Here is a 17,707-nt window from a genome sequence, read left to right as displayed (position 1 = left end):
AGCCGCTATGTGGGAAAGCCGTAGCGCTCGGTCAGTTGCCAGATGTCGCGATTGATCGAGGCGAGGGACGCGATGCTGCCCGAAATGCGTTGCAGTTCGGCATCGTCGAGCAGTTCGGCCTTGCCGTAGCGCACCTCGTCCTTGCCGTCGACGATGCGCATGATCTGCGTCATGGCCGGCGCGCCTTCCTCGTCGAATGAATAGATGCAGTGATTGTACTTGTTGCGAAGCTTCGCTTCTGCTGAAAGGCGACGCGTGGCTTCGAGCACGTCGCGCCGGCAGTCCGGCAGCGTCGATTGCATCTTGGCCAGCCGCTCAACGAGATCGGTGCGCGCGCGCGTCGTGTTCAGCGTCAGGAAGATGATGATCGCCGTCTCCTTGTCCACGCGCGCAAGTCCCGCGATGAGGTGGATCAGGAGGCTTTCGGTATTTGTCCACGTATAGTTGAGCTGGCCGACGAGAAGAAGGATGTCCTTCAGCCGATTGGCGCTCATGGCGTCAGCTAAGCGGCCTGTCGCGTTCGTTGCCGTCCGTGCCGCCGCCCTTCTTGCCTGCAAAATAGATCGCAGCCGCCTCGGTGCGGTTGTGTACGCCGAGCTTGTTGATGATGTTGTGAATGTGAATCTTCACCGTATGCTCGGAGAGGCCGAGATCGTTGGCGATGATTTTGTTCTGGCTGCCCTTGGCGACATGTCCCAGTATCTGCCACTCGCGGGCGGTCAAATCACTCATCGCGCCGTCCTTTCTCATACGGGCTGCCTGCCCGGATCCGGTGCCCTGCGATCTGAAAAGCGCAGAGGGCACGTACTCGCCGCCACTCAACAATATACGAAAGATCGAGAGTAGAATATCCAGATTTATGTTCATGGGAAGGACGCCCTGAACGATCTGCCTTTCGACGAGCCCGGTCAGCCGCGTATCGACTTGGTGATCGATATCCGCCAGGATCGCGATCGACGCCTTGCGGTGCCACGAAATGAGGTCCTCGTGGTGATAGGCCAGCGCGCCGGCCATGGTCCTGTCGACGACGATGAGGTCGACATTGGCGACCAGCGTTGCCGAAGCCTCGCCGAAATCGGCGACGACGATGACGCGCAGAAAGCGGAATTCGCATTCGATGGCCGCCGTCAACGCGCTGGAAAAACCCGTTGGAGATATGCAAAGCAGGGTTCGCTCGCGCCCCGGAGAAAGGATCGGGCCATCGCGTTTCGAAAGGTCGTGCGTGAAGTTTTCGTCCGTTTTGCCGGCGAAGGCCGGCTGACTGCTGACACCTAACATTTGCTATTTCCCCCCGCCCGTACGCACGAGTTTTTACTCGTGACGCATTCGGCATCGGCATGTTGCAGCGTTGTCTTTCAGTTAACGGATCGTAACCGAGGGCCAGAGAATTCGGAATAGTCTGTTAGAGCTATAAGCCGATACTGCCAGCGCATGTCATTGTCATACGCGATCCTTTTATATCGGCATCCATATAAGAATAGTTTCCAGTCAAAATATTCTGACGCGCTAATATGCGGAAAGGCCGTCTAGTCCGGTCGATGCCATCTGGCCGAAAGGTCTAGACCGATGAATTATCTTACCCGCCGCCTCACATCGAAGCACACTTCGTCGCGTTGGTTGTCGTGAACAGTAATGCGTACATCGAGATTTCGTTCTTGCTTACTCGATGAAATTGCGACGAACCGCTCGCAACAGCGAAAGTGCCTTCAACAACAACCGGCGCGCGGTGAAGACCCCAGTTAGATGTATGGCGGTCAAGCCCTTGCGCCTCCAAAGGTGAGGACAGGACCATGGGTTCGAGAACCAAGAACTATGGCAAGGATCAAGACCAGGATCAGGACCAATATCAGCATCAGGGCCAGTACCAGTACGGCAGAACGGCGTCGGACTCCGATGCGGACTCAGATGCGGATGCCGCCTCCACGGCGAATTCCGGAGCGGACTCCAACTCGGATTCCGTTGCCGGCTCCGGTGCGTTCGCAGGCGCGGTCAGCATCAGCGAAAATGACAATTCGAACGAGAACTTCAACGACAATTTCAATCGGAACGTCAACGAGAACACGACCGATGTCGACGTGAATGTCGATGTCGATCTCGGTCTCGACATGGACGATTTCGAGCCTTCCGACGATGATTTCGTCGATATTGATAATGCCGATATCGACGGCCTCTTCGCTACCAAGATCGACAATGTGCTGAACGGTGCGTTCGGTGGCGACGGCACGAATGTCGGCAACATCCTGACGCAGAACGCCTACATTTCCGATGACGATACGCTGGAAAGCGCCAACCTCCAGAACACCGGCAGTTTCGATCAGCGGATCGACGCCGATGGCGGCGAGGCTTCTGCTGCCGACGGCATCAATGCCGGCGGTGCGGGCGGTGGCGCAGGCGACGGTGCATCGCTCGGCGGCAATGGTGGCTGGGGCGGTTTTGCAGTCGGCGGTCAGACCAATGGCGGCGATATCGGCGACACCGTGGCGGCAAGCATTGCCGCAGGCGGCACTGGCAATGGCGGGAGCGCCAATGGCGGCCAGGCCAATGCCGGCGACGGTGACAGTGGCGATGCGGACGGCGGCAGGGCATCTGCTGCACGTTCGGGCGATGGCGGAACGGCGATGGGCCTCGGCCTCGGTCTCGGTCTCGGGCTCGGTGGAGCGCTTGCCGCTGCCAGCGATCTGACGGGCGGATCGAACGCCGGCGGGGGTGCCGGCAACAGCACCAGCGCCTGGGGTGGCGAAACCGGGGACATCAACAATCCCGACAATGCCGACGCTGACGCTTCGAGCGGTAACGGATACCCCTTCAACTTCGGTGGATCGGACGCCGATGCCGGAGGTGGTGACAACACCACGGGCAATGCAGGCGGCGCGACGGGCAACGGCACTGCTACCGGCGGTCAGGCGACCGATGCCGGCGATGCTTCGATCGGCGGCATCATGGCGGTCGGAATGGGTGCCGGGAATGGCTCCGGCTCGGGCACCGCAGAAGGCGGCGCGAGCACTGCCATGGGCGATGCCTTCGGCGGCGATGCGGCAACCATGGCCTTCGGCGGCGATGCAGCCGGTGGCGACGCACTCGCCACGGGCGGTACCGGCGGAGCGGCATTGAGCGGCGCATGGGCTCAGCCCGAAGGCGGCGCGGCCGTCGGCGGATGGGCTGTCGGCGGCGACGGCGGCGGCGGCGGTGGCGGCGGTGCCGTTTACACCGGCGGTGGCGGCGGTGGCGGCGATGGCGGCATCTGGGGCTCGAACAACGGTGACGACGGTTTCGTCACCGGAACGAGCAGCGCGACGGCCGACGCCTTCGTCGAAACGCATGCCTTCAATCAGGACATCGTCATGGGGGCAAACCTCCAGCAGAACGCCGTCAACATGACGGTGGTCGGCGGCGACCTGATCGACACCACGATCGGCGAAGACGGCGACGCCTGATCCGATATTGCAAGCGGACTGCGCGGCAATCGCCGCGCAGTCCCACCTACAAGAAAATAAGGGCGGGACCAGCGTGCCATGTCCATGGACAGCCTCACCGAAACGATCGCTCACTTCATCGGCTTCTTCCATACGACGCTCGAACACGCGCGTATGCGAGAGGCCTACACCAAGTTTCTCGTCGAAGAGGACGGGACGCCCGAAACGGAAGCGGCTGCCTTCGTTCAGGCGCAGTTCGACGCCCGGTTCGATCTGATCGGCTATGTCCCGACGCTCGACTACAAGGCGCCGTCACCGGACACGGTCATGTATTATCCGTGGTCTGACGTGCGCTTTACGCCGCCACAGGTCGATATTCCCGGACAGCAGGTGCTCTATCCCGGCTGGCTGATGCCAAAGGCATCGATGGTGTCGGTATCCGGCAGTGCGCATCTGGTTTTGCCGAAGGTCGAGCCGCTCGGCTCCGTCGCCAGCGTAATATCCCAGACGGCGATCCTTTCGGACAACGACTATTTCGGCGTCGGCGGGCATGGTCTCATCTTCACGCCGCCTCCGATAGACAACCAGCCTTTGCTGGACTTTGCAGATCAGGCGCTCTCGATCTCGCCGATCGGAGCTCCCGCCATGCCCGGCAGTGCCGCGGAAATGGGCGCGTTCATTCGCGAGATTGCCGAACGCGTCGAAAATTTCACGGCCGACGACGTGCCGGAAGGCGCTACCGTCACTGTCGTGCGGTCCGATGCGCTCGAGGGTAAGTATCTGAACGGCGTTGCCGTCGATGAACTGCCCGATCTCAAGGATTATCACGACCTCAATCCCCTCGAAAATCCGGACCCCGCACCTGCCAAGGGCAATGCGGTGGTTCATGCTGACGGAACGGTCACGGTCGATGCGTCCGTGACGGTGGAGGCCGGAGGCAACACGCTCGTCAACGCGGCTTCCGTCGCAAGCTTCTGGACGGCCGCAACCGTCACCGCCGTGATGGGCGACCATATCGAGGTGAATGCGATCGTTCAGGTCAATGCCTGGATGGACGACGATGCGGTTTCGTCGCTGATCGGCAACTGGACCAACGATGCGGCGCAGACGCAGGCATTCAATCTGGCGACATTCGCACGCTATGACACGCTGGCGGATATGGAACCGCCTGCACCGACGGCGAGCTTTCCCGAAAACTGGGTCGTCACGCATATCGATGGCGACGTGATGATCGTCAACTGGCTGCAACAACTCGTCTTCATGTCCGACAACGACATCGGCATCCTGTCGTCGTCCGGTTCGACCACGACCGTGATCGCGGGTGAAAACACCTCGATCAACCAGATTTCGCTCTATGAGATGGCTTTCGCCTACGATTTGATCGTCGTCGGCGGGCATGTCTTCGACGCCAACATCATCCAGCAGATGAACGTCCTGTTCGACAATGACGTGATCGGCGCGGTGGAGGGGTTCGAGACGACAGGCAAGGGCTCTGTCTCGACGTCCGACAACCTCCTGTGGAACGAGGCGTCGATCTACAATGTCGGCGGCGCGACCCGTTTCGATGCGCTGCCGGACGCCTATAAAGCATTTGCCGACAGCCTCGCCGATGGCGGGCAGGGCGCGGCCGGCGACGTGCTGAACGACACCGCATTCGCCGGGCTGGGTGCGCTTCGAGTGCTTTACATCAGCGGCGACCTGATCAAGCTGAACTACATCAGTCAGACCAACATTCTCGGCGACAGCGACCAGATCGCGCTCGCGATGAATGCTGTCGGACCCGTGACCGATGCCGACTGGACCGTCAATACAGGCGGCAACACCCTCATCAACCTCGCCGCCATCGCCGACCTCGACTCGCTCGGCAAGACTTATGTCGGCGGGCAGCAATATTCGCAGGACATTCTCGTCCAGGCCGAATTCATTTCCACTTCGCCCGACGGGCTGGGGATCAAGAGCCCCGACGCGCTGGTCAACGAAGCGGTTGCCTTCCTGGTGGACGACATCGCCGACCATTCTGGCGCCGGCGCAAGCTCGTTCGATCCTTCCTATCATCCTTTGGACGCGGGGCAGGGCGACGGCCTCCAGTCCATTCTCGTTTGAAGCCCGGGGGCTTGATGACATGACCCATGATCAAAGTGGCGGCCAGCGCGAAACGCGCGCGGCCCGTACCGAGGACGAAGGTGCGATGCCGCGCCTTCAGGATGTCGATCGCGCCATCGACAAGATTGAGCGCTCGGCGGTCGATATGCAAAAAGCAGCGCAGCCGGCGCCGCCGCGCCCGAAGGGCATGGTGACGATCGAGGCCGACACCGGACCCGTAACGGCACGAACGGCGGCGCCCAAGCACCCTGCGAACACCAACAAGCCCGGCTCGACCTTCCACAAGCGGCTCGGTCCCGTCGATTTCGCCGGTGCGCTCAAGGCCGGCGTGCATGTGCTCCGGCGCAACCTTCTCGTGGTCATGCTCTTCACCTGTGCCAGCAACGTGCTGGTGCTGGCGATCCCGATCTATCTGTTCCAGATTTCCGACCGCGTGCTCACGAGCCGTTCACTCGACACGCTCGTTATGCTCACCGTCGTGATCATCGGTGCCGTGGTGCTGCAATCCGTATTCGACGCGATCCGGCGCTTCATCTTGATGCGGACGGCGGTCGAGGTCGCGGCACAGCTCGGCGCGCCGATCCTTTCGGCGGCCGCGCGCGCTTCGCTGCAAAGCAATGGGCGTGAATACCAGACGCTCGGCGATCTGCAGCAGGTGCGCGGGTTTCTGGTCTCGCGCACGCTTCTGTCGTTTCTGGATGCGCCATTCGCGCCGATCTTTCTTCTGGCAGTCTTCCTGATCCATCCGCATCTAGGGCTTATCGTCGTCGCGACCGCGCTGATCCTGCTCGGTATCACGCTCCTCAACCAGCGGGCGACCTCAGCGCCCTTCGGCGAAGCGAACGCGGCGCAGGTGAAAGCCAATCTTCACCTGGATTCGATGTCGCGCAATTCGCAGATCATCAACGCGCTCGCGATGATCCCCGAGGCTGTGCAACTCTGGGGCAAGGACACCGCCGCATCCCTGCGCGCGCAGGTGATCGCGCAGGACCGCAACATCGCCTTCACCGCCCTGTCCAAAGGCTCGCGCATGCTCACACAGGTCGGCATGCTTGGATGGGGCGCATATCTTGCCATCGAGGGTGAGATCACCGGCGGCATGGTCATCGCCGCCTCCATCATCGCCGGCAAGGCGCTGGCGCCGATCGAAGGCGCGATCGAGGGCTGGAACCAGTACAGCCAGTCGAAATCGGCCTATGGGCGCATCGCGGCGCTCCTGACGTCCTCGCCGCTCAATTTCGAACGGCTGAACCTGCCGCGCCCGGAGGGCCGGCTCGATGTGGAACGGCTTTTATACGTACCGCAAGGCACCAAGCGTGTCGTTTTGAACGGACTGTCGTTTGCGCTTCAGCCGGGCGATTCCCTCGCCGTCATCGGCAATTCGGGTGCCGGCAAGACGACGCTCGGCAAGATGCTGGTCGGCTCGATCCTGCCGACATCGGGTAATGTGCGTCTCGACCTGATGGATTTGCGCAACTGGGACCAGCGCCAGTTCGGCGAGAATATCGGCTATCTGCCGCAGGACGTGCAGCTTTTCCCCGGCACCATAAAGGCCAATATCGCACGCATGCGCGAGGACGCGACCGACGAGCAGATTTACGAGGCGGCGGTCCTTGCCGACGTCCACGAAATGATTTCGACGCTTCCGCACGGCTACGAGACGATGGTTGCAGCCGACGGGTCGCCGCTGTCGGGCGGCCAGAAACAGCGCATCGCGCTGGCGCGCGCGTTTTTCGGCGGGCCGACGCTGGTCGTGCTCGACGAGCCCAATTCGAATCTCGACCAGGCGGGCGATGCGGCGCTTTTGAAAGCGCTCGAGCACGCAAAACGCGAGAAAATAACGGTCATCACGATCACGCAGCGGCCTGCGCTTTTGAAGAGCGTCGACAAGATCCTGCTGCTCGTCAACGGCACGATCGCGCTCTTCGGCATGCGTCAGGATGTTCTCGACGCGCTCGAAACACGCGGCGTGTCGGTCGAGATCGGTTCGTTCGGTCATCAGATCCAGTAGGAAACCATCATGTCGGACATCGCATCGGTTCACGATATCAAATGGTACGCGGATGTTCCCCGTTCGATCTGGAAGCAGACCCTGTTCGGTGTGCTTCTGCTCATGATCACCTTCGGTGGGTTCGGCACATGGGCGCTGACCGCACCGCTCGCCTCCGCCGTGATCTCGCAGGGCAGCTTCGTTGCGACCGGGCAGAACAAGATCGTCCAGCACTTCGGTGGCGGCATCATCAAGGAACTTCTGGTCAATGAAGGCGACGTCGTCGTGGAAGGACAACCGCTCGTCCTGCTCGACGAGACTGCCGCAGCCGCCCGCGACCGGGAGCTGTTTTTGCGCCGGGCCCGGCTCGAGGCTGTCGTCTCGCGTCTCCAGTCCCAGTACAAGGGCCTCGAAACCATGGAACACAACGACTTCCTGAAGGACCGCATGGCCGATCCGGAGGTTGTCGAGATCATCGAAAGCCAAAAGCTCAATTTCGACGCGCAACGCCTGAAGCTCGATGGCGACCTCAAGATGCTGGAGCAGAACATCCTGTCGCTGGAGTTCCGTGCCGAGGGTTACGACCGCCAGAAGGCATCCTATGAACAGCAACTCGCGCTTTTGAAGGATGAGCACAACGCGAAGTCCGTGCTGTTTGAAAAGGGACTGCTGCGCGGGACTGAAATCAAGGCGCTGGAACGGGCCATCGCCGATGCTGAAGGGCAGATCGGTCGGCTGGAATCCGAGATGGATCAGGCCATCTCCCAGGTCGAGCGCACGCATCAGGAGATCGAACAGACGCAAAGAGGCTATGGCGAGGATGCGCTCGACCGGCTTCAGGCGATTCAGACCGAACTCGACGCGGTTCGCGAGCAGTCGCGCGAGGCCGAGAACGTGCTTCAGCGCGCATCGATCCTTGCGCCGGTGTCGGGAACGGTGGTGCGTTCCTTCTATCATACGAATGGCGGCGTGATCGAAAGCGGCAAGGCCGTTATGGAAATCCTGCCAAGCGACGTGCCGCTTCTCATCGAGGCGCAGGTGGGCCGCACCGATATCGACAGCGTGCGGGTCGGCCAGCCGGCCACGATCCGCCTGTCGGCGCTGAACCAGCGCACCACGCCGGTCCTGCAGGGGCATGTCGTTTACGTTTCGGCGGATGCTCTATCGAACGAACAGGCCGGCAAGGCGCACGACGTCTATATGGCGCGCGTCGACATACCCGCCGACCAGCTTGCGCGCGTGCGCGGCTTTCAGCCGACGCCGGGCATGCCCGCCGAAATCATGATCCAGATCGAGGAACGAACCTTCTTCGACTATCTCGCCAAACCGGTGAAGGATTCGATGTCGCGCGCCTTCACCGAAAGGTGAGGGCGCTCAGTCGCGCCAATGATAAGGCTTCGCGCGACCTGTCACGACGCGCCGGCTTGCCCGGTTGTCGCAACGGCGTGCTTGACTGCACCGCATTTGGGGTTGACTATTTTGTCCGCCCCGATAAAACGCGCCCACATCAGCGCCCCGCGCGCCGGTCTTGGGGAATAGGTTAACGGTAGACCCACGGACTCTGACTCCGTTAGTCCTGGTTCGAATCCAGGTTCCCCAGCCATCCCTTTCGCCGATCACGGTCCATGCGCGCTTGAGTAAGTGAGCTGAACGGCGTCTCATCGAGCAGGTCATCGCGCAGGCAGCCGTCGAAGCTTTCGATGAATGCATTTTGCATCAGCTTGCCGGCGCGATGTAGTGCCATGCGATGCGTGTCCGGTCGTTCTAGGTCGTTATCTCGATCCATTAGCCTATCTACCTAGTCAGCTGCAGTGCGAAGATTGAGGAGCAGGCGATGAGCAAGATTTGGCTGGTGACGGGCGCAAGCCGTGGGCTTGGATTGGAGATCGTGCGGGCAGCACTCGATGCGGGCGAAACGGTCGTCGCAACGGCACGATCCGCCGACGCTTTGCGCGATGCGTTCGGAAGCGAATACGATCGGCTCCACACCCTCGAGCTTGATATCACCGACGCCGAAGCTGCAAACTCTGTTGCAACAGAGGTCACTGAGCGGTTCGGTTCGATCGATGTGCTGGTCAACAATGCCGGCTATGCCGAACTGGGTTTCTTCGAGACTTTCACCGACGAAGCGGTGCGGCGTCAGTTCGAAGTCAATCTGTTCGGGACGATGAACGTCGCGCGTGCCGTCGCTCCCCATATGCGCAAGCGTCGCTCAGGCCTCATCGTCACCATCTCGTCGGTCAGCGGGCTGGTTTCCGACGGCGGAGGGGCGGTCTACTCGGCGTCGAAATTCGCGGTCGAGGGATGGATGGAGGGCTTTGCACAGGAGCTTGCACCGTTGGGCGTCCGCTCGCTTCTGGTCGAGCCCGGAATGCTGCGCACGGACTTCATGGATGGTAAATCGGCGCGCTTCGGCAGCATCGACATTCCGGACTATGCCGAGGCGATCACGCAATATCGCACGTTCGTGGACGGGGCGAATGGCAACCAGCCGGGCGATCCCAGGCTGCTTGCCGCGCGGATTGTGGCGCTTGCGTCGCAGGACGAGGTGCCATCGCGGTTCATATTCGGCGACGACGCCCGGCAGTGGGCCGGCGCGAAGGCCGACCAATTGCAGCGTGAGATCGCTCAGTCGACCGATCGCGGATAAGGTGACAGACCGGAACGTTGGCGAGGGAGACCGGTGGGCGGTCTGCGATCTGCTCGAAACTTGCCGTCGATGACTTTATGAACGAGTTGTCTGTCGATCACCCTTGCGCACGTGCGCTACCGCAATCGCTTCGATCTCAATCTTCCAGGCCGGATCGTATGGGCCGGCGATGACGGTGGAGAGCGCCACCATTCGCTCACCCATCACATCCCAGCGAACCTTCGCGTTGATGTCGCGCAGGTCGTAACTGGCGAGGAAGACCGTTACCTTGACGAGGTCATCGAGCGACATGTCGGCTGCCTTGAGCTGCCGCTCGACATTGCCCCATGCAAGGCGGGCCTGCGCCTCGAAATCTTCAGGCGCTACGCCGTCCGCGTCGGTCGGAATCTGTCCGCTGATATAGAGCGTGCGGCCTTCTCCACTGACTTCCAGGGCATTCGTGTAGCGGCGATGAAGGGTCTGCGGTGCGTCAGGCGCGTTGATGAGCCTACGGGTATGCGTGGTGGTCATGGTTATCCTGAAATGGCGATAGGGGCGGCAGCGCGAACGTGACAGGCCGCCTGCCAGCCCGGGCCGACATCGACCAGAGGTGGATGCGTTTCGCGGCAGACAGGTTCGGCGAGCGGGCAGCGGGTGACGAACTTGCAGCCCTTAGGAGGGTTGGCGGGGCTCGGCAGGTCGCCCTTCAAGACGATGCGCTGTCGGCTCCGCTGTGCGATCGGGTCTGGCAGCGGCACGGCCGACAGGAGTGCTTCGGTATACGGGTGTACCGGCTTGGCGAAGACATCCTCCGTGCGACCCGTCTCGACGAGATGGCCAAGATACATCACGGCCACGCGGTCAGCGAAATGGCGCACCACGGACAAATCGTGGCTGATGAACAGATAGGAGAGACCGAGCCGTTGCTGAAGGTCGAGCAACAGGTTCAGGATCTGCGAGCGGATCGAAACATCGAGCGCCGAGACAGGTTCGTCGAGGATCAGCAGTTGCGGATTGAGCGCAAGCGCCCGAGCGATCACGATGCGCTGGCGCTGTCCGCCCGAAAAGGCATTCGGCTTGCGTTCGGCATGCTGGGTATGAAGTCCCACCAGACCGAGAAGCTCGGCAACGCGCGCACGGCGCTCCTTGGCTGATCCGACGCCGTGGATCGCAAGCGGCTCGGCAATGCTCTCGCCGATGGTCAGTTTGGGATTGAGCGCGGAGACCGGATCCTGAAAGACGATCTGCAATTCGCGTGACAGGACGCGACGGGCCGAAGCGTCGTCATGGACGATTGTCTTTCCGTCGAAGCGTACCGTGCCGCCAGTGGGCTTTTGCATGCCGAGAATGGCCGCGCCGAGCGTGGACTTTCCGCATCCGGATTCACCCACCAATGCGACGCTTTCGCCGCGTGCGATATCGAGGCTGACACCGTCGACGGCCTTTACCCATCCCACGGGCTTGCCCAGAAAGCCGCCACGGATCGGAAAATGGACCTGAAGGTTTTCAACTGACAGAAGCGGTTCCGTCACAGCATCGCTCCTACTTTTTCGCTGTTCCAGCAGGCCGCCAGCCCGACATCGCTTCGCGCGTCGAGTGGAGGCTGGCTTTCGATGCAGACCTTTTCGGCCAGCGGACAGCGTGGATTGAAACGGCAGCCGACCGGCCATTGGCCGATGTCTGGCACCATCCCTTCGATCGACGGCAAAACCGTCTTCGGCTGGCCATCCAGACGCGGAATCGTCGAGAGCAGCAGCCGCGTATAGGGATGCTCCTGCCGCTTGAAAATCGCGTCGACCGGCGCCTGCTCGATAACGCGTCCCGCATACATGACAGCCACGCGGTCGGCCATGTCGGCCACGACGCCCATATCGTGCGTGATCAGCAGGATTGCAGTGCCGGTCTCATCACGCAGGCGCTTCATCAATTCCAGAATCTGGGCCTGAATGGTGACGTCCAGCGCCGTCGTCGGTTCGTCGGCAATCAGGAGCTTCGGCTGGCAGATCAGCGCCATGGCGATCATGGCGCGCTGACACATGCCACCCGAAAGCTCGAAGGGATACTGGCCGGAGCGGATTTCAGGCTCGGGAATGCCGACTTCTTCCAGCATGGCGATGGCGGCCTTGCGCGGATCGCGGCCTTGCGTTTTTCGATGGACGACAAGACTTTCGGCGATCTGTCGGCCGATCGGCATCAGCGGGTTCAGAGACGCCACAGGCTCCTGAAAGATCATGGCCAGATCGTCGCCGCGCAGCCGTCGCCGTTGCTTTTCGGAAATGCTCACAAGATCGACATCGCCGAACCGGATCGAGCCGCCCGCAAGGCGCGCTGCTTTCGGCAAAAGCCCCATGACCGCGAAGGCCGTCATCGACTTGCCGCAGCCGGATTCGCCGACGACGGACAGGATCTCTCCGCTATTGACCTCGAAGCTGACCCCATCGACGACCGGGTTGCCCGCGATGCTGACCTTCAGGTCGTCTACGCTCAAAACCGGGCTCATGACGCTGCCTCCATGCCGACCGCTGCCCATGGATGGTTGTGATGCGCCATGCCGACATTTTCCTCGCCGTCACGGCAGACGGCCGACGGGATCGCGAAATTGACCGGATAAAGCGTGTCGTCGACGATCTCGACGTCGAATTCGCGACCGACACTGGCCGCGACATCAGGCCGGGCTTTCCGGTTGATGCGCAGGCGCACGCCGCTGGCATCGATCCGCGGTGCATGAAACGCGTCCTCCAGCGACATGCCGCAGGCCGCGACATAGCTGAGAATTTGCGCCACAGCCGGCATGATCTGACGCCCACCGGCAGCACCCAGCGCCAGCTTCGGCTTGCCGTCGCTTGTAGCGATCAAAGGCGACATGTTGGCCAGCGGACGGACACCCGGCGCGATAGAATTCGGCTGCCCGGCGCGTGGATCGAACCACATCACACCGTTGTTCATGAGCATGTCGGTTTGCGGCAAAACCACTTTCGACCCGAACCGGGAAAGCAAAGTGTTGGTGAGCGACACCATCGCGCCGGACCGATCGACCACGCTGAGATGCGTGGTGCAGCTCTCGCCGCTGGCATGGCCGAGGGTCCGCAACCGATGCTCGCTTGCGCGGCGGATGGCACGAGCAAACGCCAGCGAAGCCTTGCCGGACAGGGGCGCATCGATCGGCAAAGCCGTATCGAGTTCCTCAAGTGCCGCCGCTAGCGTCGGGCCGCCCGACAGGCCGGGCATGGCATGGACAACGACGTTTCGAAAGGGCACGGCGAGCGCGTCGCGCCAGACGGGCCGGTAGGCGCGCATCTCGGCTGCATCGATCGGTGAACCGCCTGCGTTCAGGTCAGCCACGATGGAGGCCGCGACCTCGCCTTCGTAGAAGTCGCGCCAGCCGACTTTTGCAAGCCGCTCTAGCATGGCGGCCTTGCGCGGCATGGGGATCGTGCGGTTCGTGCCGGCTTCAGGCGCGCGCGGCGCGCGGCCATTTTGAAGGTAGAGGTCGGCAGATGCCGGGAAACGGCTCAAACCTTCCGCATCGATGGCAAGGCACAGAACGGTGAACCAGTCCACCACGAGGCCGCGACGAGCATGTTCGATTGCCGGTTGCAGAGCATCAGCGAAGCTGATCGTTCCAAAGCGTTCGAGCGCTTCAGCCAGACCGGCGACAGCGCCCGGAACGCAGATCGAATGATATCCGATCAAGTTCCGGTCATCCTTCACGGAAGGCCAGTCGAACCAGTCGCCGTCCCGTCCCTCCGTCAGCGGATAGCCGGCAGGATCGAGGTTGCGTGAGGAATTGACGTTGAAATCGAGCGTGTCGACCTGTCCCGTCTTGCCATCGGCGTGGAGCAGGAACCCGCCGCCACCGATGCCCGACAACCACGGCTCGACGACGCTGAGCGTCAGCGCCGTCGTGACGGCCGCATCCATCGCGTTGCCACCGCGTGAAAGAACGGCGGCGCCGGCATCGGCCGCCAGACGGTTCTGACAGGCAACAAGACCGCCAGCGCTTCGCACTTCGCTCTTGCGGACCATCCAATGCTCACCCATGGCGAGGTCCGTATCTACGCGATGCGATAGCGTCCGGGATGGTGGCCTCGACAGCGAAGCGCCCCTTGTTGACCGATGCTTCATGGTGCGCGGCGATGTCCTGCGCGGTCGCGACCCATACGCCTTTCTCCGCTGCAATGGCGTCGAGCAACTCTTCCAGCAGGGCGATGCGTTGGGCGCGTCCCGAAATCCAGTCATGGACGGTCAAGGTGAACAGGCCGCCAAACCGATGCAGCGCGCGCCATTCACGAATCCAGTCGTCGATGATGCCGCGCCCGGACTGATAGGGCCATTTGTCTCTTCCACCGCCCTCGAACTTGAAGACGATGGCGTCGTCCACCATCCATTGCACCGGAAGCTCCGTGACGCCGTCCACCTCGTACGGATGGTCTGCACCCGACAGGGACGAATCGTAGGCGAGTCCTAGGCGCTTGATCTCGCGCAGCATGTGCGGCGTCAGCTCCCATGCGGGCGAGCGGAAGCCGACGGGAGCCTTGCCGGTCTGCTTGACGAAAAGCTCGAAGCTCGCTTCCAGCGCGCCGGTGAACTCGGCATCGGAAACCTCGGAAACGATCTCATGAAAATAGCCGTGCAGTCCGATCTCATGGCCACCTTCGAGAATGGCCGGCAGGATCTCCGGGTTCTGTTCCGCGACATATCCGGGAACATAAAAGCTGGCCTTGAAAGAATAGCGCGCGAAAAGATCGAGCAGGCGATAAAGCCCGGTTCGTGGACCGAAACGTCGCAGTTCATGCGTGGCGAGCCGTTGCGGCACATCGTTTCCAAGCGACCAGAGGAGCGGCGAATCCGCATCCACGTCCACTGACAAAAGCGCCGCCGACTGCTTTCCTTCCGGCCATTGATAATCGGGCCAGGGCGATTTGATGCTGAGTCTGTCGGTCATGCTGATCCTTTCAAAGCGCCGTCTTCTTGGCCTGATAGACGGCCTTGGTGCCGATGGAATTGCCGCCATCGACCGTCAGCGTCGATCCCGTAACGTAGGCCCCGGCGTCGGACGCAAGATAAAGAACTGCGCTCGCGACATCCTTTGGGGACGAGGGACGGCCGAGCGGGATGGACCCGATTGCGGCGTTGACGTGCTCATAGGAAAGCGGGCTGACCGAACTGCCTGCCATGAACCCCGGCTCCACCGCATTGACGCGGATATTGTATTCGGCAAGCTCAAGCGCGAAGCCCTTGGTGAGCCTGTCGAGCGCGGTCTTCGAGGTGCAGTAAGGCACGACGGTGGTACGCATCTTGCGCGATGCACCCGACGAGATGTTGATGATCGAGCCGCCATGGCTCTTGTCGATCATCTGTCTGGCGAACAATTTCGACAAGACGAACGGCGCGCGCAGATTGACGTCGAATACCGCGTCCCAGTCGTCCACGTCCATGTCGAGCAGGAAGGCAGAGGGGTAGATGCCGGCATTGTTGACGAGAATGTCGGGAGCGCCCCAGATATCCGCGATCTTTTGCGCGAAAGCATTCATGGAATCCGTGTCGCGCAGATCGGCGGCGATGGCGACGTGCTCACCTGCACCTTGCTGCGCCAGAAGGGCGTCGAGCTTCGCCTGGTCGCGGTCGGTCAGGCACAATGTTGCGCCAGCCTCGCGGAAGCCGTCGGCGATCCAGCCGCCGATGATACCGCATGCACCGGTCACGATGACCTTCTTGCCCTTGAACTCGTCTGCGAAAAACATGGAATTCCTATCGTGAACGTGGGTCGAGGCGGTCGCGAACGTGATCGCCGATGAGGTTGATCGAAAGAACGAGCAGGAACAGCGCAAGGCCGGGGAATGTGGCGATCCACCATGCGTTGCCGACATAGTTGCGGCCGGTCGAAAGCATCGCGCCCCAGCTTGCGGTCGGCGGCTGAACGCCAAGTCCAAGGAAGGACAATCCCGCCTCGAACAGAACCATAAGGCCGAATTCCAGCGTGGCGACGACGATCAGCGCACCCGCGATGTTGGGGAGGACATGCCGCCACAAGAGCCTGAACCAGCCTGCACCCATGAAGCGGGAAAGCCGTACATAAGGCATGTTGGCGACCGACAGGGTCTGGCCATAGGCGACGCGGGCGTAGCGCGGCCAGCGGGTCAACGCCAGAACGATGACGACATTGTAGAGGCTGGGCCCCAGGATCGCGACCGTGATGATGGCAAGCAGGATCGCCGGCACGGACAGGACGATGTCGACCAGCCGCATGATGACCGTCTCGATCCAGCCCCGGTAGAAGGCGGCGACCATGCCCAGAACGCTGCCGACTACGCCCGAAAGGATCACCGAGGCGAAGGCCACCAGCAGCGAGATGCGCGCGCCATAGATGACGCGGGAGAGTACGTCGCGGCCAAGCTCGTCGGAGCCGAGATAGTAGATCGCCCCGCGCGACTCGAATCCCGGTTCTTTCAGCCTTGCGAGAAGGTTCTGCGTATTCGGATCGAGGGGCGCTACCAGCGGCGCGAAGATCGCCATCAGTACGAGGCCGAGCAAAATGATCGCAAACGGCGCGACGGCCCATGGGAACGGCTTGCGCCGGGTTGTGGTCCGGGCAGGCGTGGAAGGAGCGGCACTCATGCGTTCGCCTCCATGCGGATACGCGGATCGATCAGGCTGTAAAGGAGATCGGCGACAAGGTTCAGCGTGATCGCTGTGACCGCGCCGAGCAGCACTACGCCCTGTACGACCATGAAGTCGCGCGCGTTGATTGCCTGCACGGTCAACTGCCCCAGGCCCGGCCATGCGAAGACCGTTTCCACGATTACCGCTCCGGCCAGAAGATTGGCGATTTCAAGCGCTGCCACGGTGACGACGGGTATGGCGGCGTTGCGCAGCAGGTGGCGCATGACGATGCGCCGCATCCGCAGGCCCTTGGCATGGCCGGTGCGTACGTAGTCCTTTTCCAACTCGTCCAGCACCGCAGTACGCGCAACGCGGGCGAACGTCGCCATGGAGAGAAGGCCGAGCGCAATCGACGGCATGATGAGGCTGGCATTGGTGCGTGCGCCCGATGGTGGCAGCCAGCCGAGCCAGACCGCGAAAACCATGATCATCAGGATCGCGCTCCAGAAGGTCGGCATGGATTGTCCGGCCAGCACGAAACCCATCATGACCTTCGATTCCGGCTTTCCGCGCCTCACCGCCATCAATATGCCGAGCGGTATGCCGATACCGAAGGCGACCACGAGCGCGCCGCCTGCCAGCATCAGCGTATAGGGCAGGCGGCTGGCGATAAGCGTCCAGACGGGAACATTCTGGACGTATGACCGGCCGAAATCGAGGGTCAGCAGCCCGCCCATATATTCGAGATACTGAAAGATCAGCGGACGGTTGAAGCCCAGCGTCTCTCGCATGGCGGCGATGTCCGCTTGTGTCGCGTTCTGCGGAACCAGCAGCAGCACCGGGTCGCCGGTCAGCCGCTGCAGGAAGAAGATCAGCGTCATCACGCCGATGACGGCGATCAACGCCTGGAAAATTCGCTTCAGAAAAAACGCCGACACGTGCGGGCTGCCTTTCGGGTTGCTTGTTCGA

The 17,707-nt window shown here is 61.8% G+C and carries 15 protein-coding genes, 1 tRNA gene and 1 pseudogene; 6 read left to right on the top strand and 11 right to left on the bottom strand.

Features of this window, described 5'->3' with window-relative positions:
* Positions 1-5 precede the first annotated feature (5 nt).
* Positions 6-494 (bottom strand): hypothetical protein, encoded by a 489-nt coding sequence (locus tag ACX82Z_RS12885; protein ID WP_459589328.1) that lies wholly within the window; start codon positions 492-494, stop codon positions 6-8.
* A 4-nt stretch (positions 495-498) separates the two neighbouring features.
* A complete protein-coding gene (locus ACX82Z_RS12880) occupies positions 499-1,278 on the bottom strand; it encodes a helix-turn-helix transcriptional regulator (protein ID WP_459589326.1) in 780 nt (259 codons plus the stop codon).
* A gap of 512 nt (positions 1,279-1,790) precedes the next feature.
* Here ACX82Z_RS12880 and ACX82Z_RS12875 point away from each other — a divergent pair.
* The 5 genes from ACX82Z_RS12875 to ACX82Z_RS12855 all read left to right on the top strand — a co-directional run bounded on the left by ACX82Z_RS12875 (position 1,791) and on the right by ACX82Z_RS12855 (position 9,109).
* Positions 1,791-3,434 carry a hypothetical protein gene (locus tag ACX82Z_RS12875; protein WP_459589324.1) on the top strand — a complete coding sequence of 548 codons (1,644 nt, stop codon included), beginning with the start codon at positions 1,791-1,793 and terminating at the stop codon, positions 3,432-3,434.
* A gap of 78 nt (positions 3,435-3,512) precedes the next feature.
* On the top strand, positions 3,513-5,516 hold the full coding sequence (locus tag ACX82Z_RS12870) for a hypothetical protein (protein WP_459589322.1): 2,004 nt from the start codon (positions 3,513-3,515) through the stop codon (positions 5,514-5,516).
* A 19-nt stretch (positions 5,517-5,535) separates the two neighbouring features.
* Positions 5,536-7,527 carry a type I secretion system permease/ATPase gene (locus ACX82Z_RS12865; protein WP_459589321.1) on the top strand — a complete coding sequence of 664 codons (1,992 nt, stop codon included), beginning with the start codon at positions 5,536-5,538 and terminating at the stop codon, positions 7,525-7,527.
* Between the two features lie 9 nt (positions 7,528-7,536).
* Positions 7,537-8,874: an HlyD family type I secretion periplasmic adaptor subunit gene (locus ACX82Z_RS12860; RefSeq protein WP_459589319.1), complete on the top strand. Its 1,338-nt coding sequence runs from the start codon at positions 7,537-7,539 to the stop codon at positions 8,872-8,874.
* 161 nt (positions 8,875-9,035) lie between these two features.
* Positions 9,036-9,109, top strand: a tRNA-Gln gene (locus tag ACX82Z_RS12855).
* 24 nt (positions 9,110-9,133) lie between these two features.
* Here the strand turns inward: ACX82Z_RS12855 and ACX82Z_RS12850 are convergent.
* Positions 9,134-9,267: pseudogene (locus ACX82Z_RS12850) on the bottom strand (integrase core domain-containing protein); the annotation flags it as partial.
* A gap of 73 nt (positions 9,268-9,340) precedes the next feature.
* Between ACX82Z_RS12850 and ACX82Z_RS12845 the strand changes: the two are divergent.
* Complete coding sequence (locus ACX82Z_RS12845) at positions 9,341-10,156, top strand: SDR family oxidoreductase (RefSeq protein WP_459589318.1); 816 nt, start codon at positions 9,341-9,343, stop codon at positions 10,154-10,156.
* Between the two features lie 75 nt (positions 10,157-10,231).
* Here ACX82Z_RS12845 and ACX82Z_RS12840 read toward each other — a convergent pair whose 3' ends face one another.
* Genes ACX82Z_RS12840 through ACX82Z_RS12805 form a run of 8 tightly spaced genes read right to left on the bottom strand, consistent with a single transcriptional unit; the run spans position 10,232 to position 17,676 of the window.
* Positions 10,232-10,666 (bottom strand): RidA family protein, encoded by a 435-nt coding sequence (locus ACX82Z_RS12840; protein ID WP_459589317.1) that lies wholly within the window; start codon positions 10,664-10,666, stop codon positions 10,232-10,234.
* Positions 10,667-10,668: 2 nt separating this feature from the next.
* Positions 10,669-11,667 carry an ABC transporter ATP-binding protein gene (locus tag ACX82Z_RS12835; protein ID WP_459589316.1) on the bottom strand — a complete coding sequence of 333 codons (999 nt, stop codon included), beginning with the start codon at positions 11,665-11,667 and terminating at the stop codon, positions 10,669-10,671.
* A complete protein-coding gene (locus ACX82Z_RS12830) occupies positions 11,664-12,635 on the bottom strand; it encodes an ABC transporter ATP-binding protein (RefSeq protein WP_459589315.1) in 972 nt (323 codons plus the stop codon). The genes ACX82Z_RS12835 and ACX82Z_RS12830 overlap by 4 nt, the downstream gene beginning before the upstream one ends.
* A complete protein-coding gene (locus ACX82Z_RS12825) occupies positions 12,632-14,176 on the bottom strand; it encodes a gamma-glutamyltransferase family protein (protein ID WP_459589313.1) in 1,545 nt (514 codons plus the stop codon). The genes ACX82Z_RS12830 and ACX82Z_RS12825 overlap by 4 nt, the downstream gene beginning before the upstream one ends.
* On the bottom strand, positions 14,169-15,080 hold the full coding sequence (locus ACX82Z_RS12820; protein WP_459589311.1) for a polysaccharide deacetylase family protein: 912 nt from the start codon (positions 15,078-15,080) through the stop codon (positions 14,169-14,171). The genes ACX82Z_RS12825 and ACX82Z_RS12820 overlap by 8 nt, the downstream gene beginning before the upstream one ends.
* A gap of 10 nt (positions 15,081-15,090) precedes the next feature.
* The gene (locus ACX82Z_RS12815; protein ID WP_459589309.1) at positions 15,091-15,879 is read right to left on the bottom strand and encodes an SDR family NAD(P)-dependent oxidoreductase; all 789 of its coding nucleotides are present in this window, start codon (positions 15,877-15,879) and stop codon (positions 15,091-15,093) included.
* A 7-nt stretch (positions 15,880-15,886) separates the two neighbouring features.
* Complete coding sequence (locus ACX82Z_RS12810) at positions 15,887-16,753, bottom strand: ABC transporter permease (protein WP_459589308.1); 867 nt, start codon at positions 16,751-16,753, stop codon at positions 15,887-15,889.
* Positions 16,750-17,676, bottom strand: coding sequence for an ABC transporter permease (locus tag ACX82Z_RS12805; RefSeq protein WP_459589306.1), 927 nt, complete (start codon positions 17,674-17,676; stop codon positions 16,750-16,752). Before ACX82Z_RS12805 ends, ACX82Z_RS12810 begins: the two co-directional genes overlap by 4 nt.
* Between the last annotated feature and the right edge of the window lie 31 nt (positions 17,677-17,707).

Source organism: Aliihoeflea sp. PC F10.4 (assembly GCF_054612275.1).
The sequence above is the reverse complement of the archived record's forward strand: the minus strand, read 5'-3'. Positions and strand labels throughout refer to the sequence as shown.

Excerpts from the sequence above, each read along its gene's own strand:
- ACX82Z_RS12845 (WP_459589318.1), top strand. The coding sequence starts at position 9,341 with ATGAGCAAGATTTGGCTGGTGACGGGCGCAAGCCGTGGGCTTGGATTG.
- ACX82Z_RS12860 (WP_459589319.1), top strand. The coding sequence starts at position 7,537 with ATGTCGGACATCGCATCGGTTCACGATATCAAATGGTACGCGGATGTT.
- ACX82Z_RS12830 (WP_459589315.1), bottom strand. The coding sequence starts at position 12,635 with ATGAGCCCGGTTTTGAGCGTAGACGACCTGAAGGTCAGCATCGCGGGC.
- ACX82Z_RS12820 (WP_459589311.1), bottom strand. The coding sequence starts at position 15,080 with ATGACCGACAGACTCAGCATCAAATCGCCCTGGCCCGATTATCAATGG.
- ACX82Z_RS12865 (WP_459589321.1), top strand. The coding sequence starts at position 5,536 with ATGACCCATGATCAAAGTGGCGGCCAGCGCGAAACGCGCGCGGCCCGT.
- ACX82Z_RS12840 (WP_459589317.1), bottom strand. The coding sequence starts at position 10,666 with ATGACCACCACGCATACCCGTAGGCTCATCAACGCGCCTGACGCACCG.
- ACX82Z_RS12815 (WP_459589309.1), bottom strand. The coding sequence starts at position 15,879 with ATGTTTTTCGCAGACGAGTTCAAGGGCAAGAAGGTCATCGTGACCGGT.
- ACX82Z_RS12880 (WP_459589326.1), bottom strand. The coding sequence starts at position 1,278 with ATGTTAGGTGTCAGCAGTCAGCCGGCCTTCGCCGGCAAAACGGACGAA.
- ACX82Z_RS12810 (WP_459589308.1), bottom strand. The coding sequence starts at position 16,753 with ATGAGTGCCGCTCCTTCCACGCCTGCCCGGACCACAACCCGGCGCAAG.
- ACX82Z_RS12825 (WP_459589313.1), bottom strand. The coding sequence starts at position 14,176 with ATGGGTGAGCATTGGATGGTCCGCAAGAGCGAAGTGCGAAGCGCTGGC.
- ACX82Z_RS12885 (WP_459589328.1), bottom strand. The coding sequence starts at position 494 with ATGAGCGCCAATCGGCTGAAGGACATCCTTCTTCTCGTCGGCCAGCTC.
- ACX82Z_RS12875 (WP_459589324.1), top strand. The coding sequence starts at position 1,791 with ATGGGTTCGAGAACCAAGAACTATGGCAAGGATCAAGACCAGGATCAG.
- ACX82Z_RS12870 (WP_459589322.1), top strand. The coding sequence starts at position 3,513 with ATGTCCATGGACAGCCTCACCGAAACGATCGCTCACTTCATCGGCTTC.